Raw genomic sequence first — 6,228 nt, forward strand, 5'->3', positions numbered from 1 at the left:
TCCATTCGCGAGCAGGCTCGCTCCCACAGGAAAATGCATTCCAAAGTGTGGGAGCGAGCCTGCTCGCGAAGCTTTTTACTGGGCGATGAACTTCGCACTGACGTACGGTGAATAATCCGGCAGCACCGTTTCAACCTTGCCCTGTTCCTTCAAAAACTTCGCCGTCTCACCAATCGCCTTCGCCGTGCCGCCCTCCAGCAGCGCCGTGGTTTGCTGCGCCTTGGCATCCGGGAACGCTGAACCTGCGAGCAACTCCGGCACATCAGCGGCATTGGCACCGGTCAGTTTGGCGATTTTTTGCACAGGCTCGGACTCAGCCGTCCAGCTGTCTTTATGGCTGGCGTAATCGGCAAACGCGTCTAGAGTGACTTTGGCAAATTTGGCCACAACGTCAGGATGCTTTTCGGCGAAGTCTTTACGGGCAACCCAAACCTCGAAGGTCGGCGCGCCCCACTGGCCGACCTGCGCGGCATCAGTCAGGGTTTTGCCGGTCTTGCGGATTTCTCCCAGCGCCGGCGACCAGACAAAAGCACCATCGATGTCGCCACGCTTCCACGCGGCAGCGATCTCTGCGGGTTGCAGGTTCACCACTTTGACTTTCGAGGCGTCCAGGCCCCAGTGCTTGAGTGCACCGAGCAGGCTGTAGTGGGAGGTGGAAACGAAGGGCGTGGCGATGGTTTTGCCAATCAGGTCCTGGGGTGTGTTGATACCACTGCCATTGCGCACCACCAGCGCTTCGGCGGCATTGATCTGCGCCGAAACGATGAATGCCACAATCGGCAGATTGCGCGAAGCGGCGGCCGCCAACGGGCTGGAGCCGAGGTTGCCGATCTGCACGTCACCCGAAGCAATGGCTGTCACAACTTCCGGGCCACTGTTGAAGCGGCGCCAGTCGATTTTCTCGCCGATGGTTTTCTCGTAAACACCGTCGGCCTGGGGGACTTTGCTCGGGTCGATACCGGTTTGATAGCCGACTGTGAGGTTGGCGGCATGGGCAGAAAAAGAAATCAGTGCTGACACACAAACTGTAACAAATTGACTAGATAGTGCGCGTTTGGCCATCATGGCGTCGCCTTTTCGATAGGGTTTGACGAATTGCGGTTGCGCCAAAGCTAATCGATATAAAAAAAGGCTAACAAATACCATTTAGGAATGAGCTTAGTCGCCGATACGCTGTTTCCCGGCGGAGGTGGCAAGATACTGGCCATATTCCGAAATGATATGAAAAAGAATGAATAAATTCTTTTTGGGTTTATCAGGAAATCTTTACTCTGCACGGACCAAATCACTGCGATTAGACCTTGGTCGTAGACATACAAGGTTACGATTGACTTGTCAGTCACGGTCTGGCGCTAATCGCGCATCTTAGGACCCGGGGCATCAGACCCAGGGCCAGGAACACAAGAATTAGAAACGAGAGGAGCTTTACATGAACAAGTCCACCTTGGCCCTGGCTGTGGCCGTAGGGGTTATGGCGCAGCAGGCAGGCGCCGCCGGTTTCATCGAAGACAGCAAAGCTACTTTGGGGCTGCGTAACTTCTACATCAACACTGATAACCGTGACGGCGACGTCAATGCTCCTGCCAACAAGCGCGCTGGCGTTCAGAGCAAGCAAGAAGAATGGGGCCAAGGCTTCGATCTGCGCTTCATCTCCGGCTACACCCAAGGCACCGTAGGCTTCGGTATCGATGCTATCGGCCTGCTGGGCGTGCGCCTGGACTCCGGTGGCGGCACTAACGGTGCTTCCCCAGCGACCACAACCAACTACGGTTCGTACGGTGGCACTGTTTTCCCAAGCAAATCCAATGGCGAAGCAGTTGATAACTTCTCCAGCCTGGGTCTGACTGCCAAGGCCAAGATCTCCCAGACCGAACTGAAGCTGGGTACTCTGCAGCCTAAAAACCCGGTCATCATCACAAACGATGGTCGTCTGCTGCCACAAACCTTCCAGGGTGGCCAGATCACTTCGGCCGAAATCAAGGATCTGACCCTTGTTGGTGGCCAGATCGAGCACGTCAAAGGTCGTAACTCCAGCAACAACGAAGAACTGTCGATCGCAGGCGCCAACGGTCGTACTGCGACTGGCCGCGACAGCAACAAGTTCATCTATGCCGGCGGTGACTACAAGATCAACAAGGATCTGACTGCTCAGTACTACTACGGCAATCTGGATCAGTTCTACAAACAGCACTTCCTGGGCCTGGTTCATAACTGGGCAATCGGTCCGGGCGTGTTGAAGTCGGACTTCCGCTACTTCAACAGCCGTGACGACGGTGCTAACGGTCACGATGCCAACTACTTCACCACTGGTGACTACGGCACTGGCATCACTAAAGGCAAGGTCGACAACAACCTGTACAGCGGCTTGTTCCTGTACACCGTTGCAGGTCACACCTTCGGTGGCGGTTACCAGGTCAGCAACGGCAACAGCGATTTCCCGTGGCTGAACCAGGGTGACGGTTCGTCGAACTACACCATCACCGACATGCAAATCCAGAAGTTCGGCCGTGCTGGCGAGCGTACCTGGCAGGCTCGCTACTCGTATGACTTCGCTAAAGTGGGCATTCCAGGCCTGACCGCTGGTATGGTCTACCTGCGTGGCGATAACATCGACACCACCGGTAAAGTCGGCTACAACCAGGTCACCGTCAACGCCACCGGCCGTTCCGAGTGGGAACGCGACCTGACCGTCGGTTACGTCGTACCAGAAGGCCCGCTGAAAAACCTGGGCCTGATGTGGAAAAACGCTACCTGGCGCAACGACATCCCAGGTCAGCGTGACCAGGATGAAAACCGCCTGATCGTCAGCTACTCGATCCCGCTGCTGTAATAGCGCGTTTCGATTCGTTGATGTAAAAAAAGCCCCGTCCGGCATCGCGCCGGACGGGGCTTTTGCGTTTTCGAGTCAGGCCCACCCCCGTAAGCCCTCCCCGAAATTCCCCTCTTTACAGCAACTCAAGGCCTTCTCGAACCTTGCGGCTGATGTTCGTCGGGATGCCGCCGAGCGTCCAGTGAACAGATGTTTAATATTCACTTATGATCTAGATATCTGATTATTTATTCTTTTTCATGATGGCAAATCCCGGGCTACAGTTGAGGTCTCGAACAACTCATCAGGAGCAGCACCATGAGCCTCAGACTCGGCGACATCGCCCCCGATTTCGAACAGGATTCCAGCGCCGGCAAGATTCGTTTCCACGAATGGCTGGGCGATAGCTGGGGCGTGCTGTTCTCCCACCCGGCGGACTTCACCCCGGTGTGCACCACGGAGCTGGGTTTCACCGCCAAGCTCAAGGATGAGTTCAGCAAACGCGGCGTCAAAGCCATCGCGCTGTCGGTCGACCCGGTGGATTCGCACCACAAGTGGATCGAAGACATCAACGAGACTCAGAACACCATCGTCAACTTTCCGATCCTGGCCGATGCCGATCGCAAGGTTTCTGATCTGTATGACCTGATCCATCCGAACGCCAACGACACGCTGACCGTGCGTTCGCTGTTCGTGATCGATCCGAACAAGAAGATTCGCTTGACCATCACCTATCCAGCGAGCACCGGGCGCAACTTCCACGAGATTCTGCGGGTGATCGATTCGCTGCAGCTCACCGACAACTACAAGGTAGCCACCCCGGCCAACTGGCAGGACGGTGAAGAGGTGGTGATCGTGCCTTCGCTCAAGGATGAGGACGAGATCAAGCAGCGCTTTCCGAAGGGCTATCGCGCGGTGAAGCCTTACCTGCGGCTGACGCCGCAGCCGAACAAGTGATCTCACCGGGCAGATCGTTCCCACGCTCTGCGTGGGAATGCCGCCCGTGACGCTCCGCGTCACAGTGGACGCGGAGCGTCCATGGATTCATTCCCACGCAGAGCGTGGGAACGATCAGTGGTAGCTACTAAGCAGGGGATTTCAGGCCGTTTCGACGGCCTTTTTTTTCGCCTTGAATAACCTGAATCGCATATCTCCAAAACGCATAACCAAATGAATAAATATGATTTATGGATATATAAATCAGCTGGTAAGGTCTCTCCATCGAAGCGAGATCGCAACCCGCGAATCGCCTGTAATGCTTAAGGAATGGTCTCGATGCTGGTCGTCTCACTCGGTGGCAGTCCCAGCCTGCGCTCCCGTTCCGGGGTGCTGCTGGAGCGCTCGCAACGTTGGTTGCAGCAGCAAGGGGTGGAAGTGGTGAGTTATCAGGTGCGGGACTTCCCGGCTGAAGACCTGCTCCACGCCCGCTTCGACAGCCCGAAGGTGCTCGACCTGCTGCAACAGATTGAAAACGCCGACGGCTTGCTGATTGCCACGCCGGTTTACAAAGCGTCGTTCTCCGGCGCTCTGAAAACCCTGCTGGATCTGCTGCCCGAGCGCGCCCTCAATCACAAGATTGTCTTGCCGATGGCCACGGGCGGCAGCATCGCCCACATGCTGGTGGTCGATTACGCCCTCAAGCCGGTGTTGTCGGCGTTGAAAGCCCAGGAAATGCTCCAGGGGATTTTCGCCGAGGACAGCCAGATCGCTTACGGCGAAGGCAGTGCCGCAGCACAACTGGCACCAGCGCTGGAGCAGCGACTGCATGAAGCGCTGGATCAGTTTGTCGGTGCCATGGCCCGCCGGCCGAAACCGCTGGAACCGGGGCTGTTGAACGAACGTTTGTTGAGTGCTCGCTGGAGCATTTAAGCCACACCCGAACTTGATGTACTTCACCTTACTCAGCCGCTAACGGCCAAGCAGGTGCAGCCAAAACCCAACAGCAAAAAGGAGAGCGCTATGCGCACTGTATTTTTGCGTCGTGGTCTGGTCGCTCTGTTTGCTGCGGCTGTCACCTTCGGCGCCATCACTCAAGCTCAAGCCGAGACATTGCGGATCGGTTATCAGAAGTACGGCACGCTGGTGCTGCTCAAAGCCAAGGGCACGTTGGAAAAACGTCTGGCCGCCCAAGGCGTCGACGTGCAATGGACTGAATTCCCCGGTGGCCCACAATTGCTCGAAGGCCTGAACGTCGGCTCGATCGACTTCGGCGTCACTGGCGAAACCCCGCCAGTCTTCGCCCAGGCTGCCGGCGCCGATCTGCTCTACGTCGCCTACGAACCACCAGCGCCGAACAGCGAAGCGATCCTTGTGCCGAAAGACTCGCCGATCAAATCGGTGGCTGATCTCAAGGGCAAGAAAGTCGTGCTGAACAAAGGCTCCAACGTCCACTACCTGCTGGTGCGTGCGCTGGAAGACGCCGGTCTCAAATACACCGACATTCAAACCGTATTCCTGCCGCCGGCCGATGCCCGCGCTGCGTTCGAACGTGGCAGCGTCGATGCTTGGGTCATCTGGGATCCGTACCAGGCTGCCGCCGAGAAACAACTGCAAGCGCACACCCTGCGCGACGGCAAAGGCATCGTCGACAACCACCAGTTTTATCTCGCCACCAAGCCTTACGCACAGAAAAATCCTGAGGTGATCAAAGCCCTCGTTGAGGAAGTGCGCGCCGTCGGCGAGTGGTCGAAAGCCAATCCTGAAGACGTGACCCAGCAAGTCGCGCCACTGCTCGGCCTGCCGGCGGACATCACCCTGACCTCGGTGAAACGCCAGGGCTACGGCGCGCTGTTCCTGACCCCGGAAGTGGTCGCCGCGCAACAGAAAATCGCTGACACGTTCTACCAGCTCAAGCTGATTCCGAAGCCGCTGAGCATCAAGGATGTGATCTGGACACCACCGGCCGCTGTGGCCAAAGCGCTGTAATTCGAATCCCCAAGGAGACCACTCCATGAGCCTCAATATCTTCTGGTTCCTGCCTACCCACGGTGACGGCCATTACCTTGGCACCGCCGAAGGCGCTCGCGCCGTCGACCACGGTTATCTGCAACAGGTCGCGCAAGCGGCGGATCGTCTGGGTTTCGGCGGCGTGCTGATTCCGACCGGCCGCTCTTGCGAAGACTCGTGGCTGGTGGCGGCGTCGCTGATTCCGGTGACCCAGCGCCTGAAATTCCTCGTTGCTCTGCGCCCCGGGATCATTTCCCCGACGGTCGCGGCGCGGCAGGCAGCGACGCTGGATCGTCTGTCCGGCGGCCGTGCGCTGTTCAACCTGGTAACCGGCGGTGACCCAGAAGAATTGGCTGGCGACGGTCTGTTCCTCAGCCACGAAGAACGCTATCAAGCCTCGGTGGAATTCACCCGCATCTGGCGCCGTGTGCTGGAAGGCGAAACCGTTGATTACGACGGTCAGCACATCAGCG

6 protein-coding genes are annotated in these 6,228 nt (G+C 57.5%); 5 read left to right on the plus strand and 1 reads right to left on the minus strand.

Annotated features, from left to right (window positions below; translation table 11 throughout):
- Positions 1 to 75: 75 nt before the first annotated feature.
- Positions 76 to 1,065 carry a taurine ABC transporter substrate-binding protein gene (tauA, locus tag ACWR1S_RS02790; protein ID WP_454562344.1) on the minus strand — a complete coding sequence of 330 codons (990 nt, stop codon included), beginning with the start codon at positions 1,063 to 1,065 and terminating at the stop codon, positions 76 to 78.
- 364 nt (positions 1,066 to 1,429) lie between these two features.
- Here tauA and ACWR1S_RS02795 point away from each other — a divergent pair, with 364 nt between their 5' ends.
- The 5 genes from ACWR1S_RS02795 to ACWR1S_RS02815 all read left to right on the plus strand — a co-directional run.
- Positions 1,430 to 2,830, plus strand: a complete 1,401-nt coding sequence (locus ACWR1S_RS02795) for an OprD family porin (RefSeq protein ID WP_454562345.1) — start codon at positions 1,430 to 1,432, stop codon at positions 2,828 to 2,830.
- Positions 2,831 to 3,127: 297 nt separating this feature from the next.
- A complete protein-coding gene (locus tag ACWR1S_RS02800; protein WP_016772650.1) occupies positions 3,128 to 3,766 on the plus strand; it encodes a peroxiredoxin in 639 nt (212 codons plus the stop codon).
- 318 nt (positions 3,767 to 4,084) lie between these two features.
- Positions 4,085 to 4,678 carry an NADPH-dependent FMN reductase gene (gene ssuE / locus ACWR1S_RS02805; protein WP_034151973.1) on the plus strand — a complete coding sequence of 198 codons (594 nt, stop codon included), beginning with the start codon at positions 4,085 to 4,087 and terminating at the stop codon, positions 4,676 to 4,678.
- Positions 4,679 to 4,768: 90 nt separating this feature from the next.
- Positions 4,769 to 5,734 (plus strand): sulfonate ABC transporter substrate-binding protein, encoded by a 966-nt coding sequence (locus ACWR1S_RS02810; RefSeq protein WP_053124845.1) that lies wholly within the window; start codon positions 4,769 to 4,771, stop codon positions 5,732 to 5,734.
- 25 nt (positions 5,735 to 5,759) lie between these two features.
- A partial coding sequence (locus ACWR1S_RS02815; RefSeq protein ID WP_454562346.1) for an LLM class flavin-dependent oxidoreductase occupies positions 5,760 to 6,228 on the plus strand: 469 nt, incomplete at its 3' end.

The organism is Pseudomonas sp. AIG, assembly GCF_977020205.1.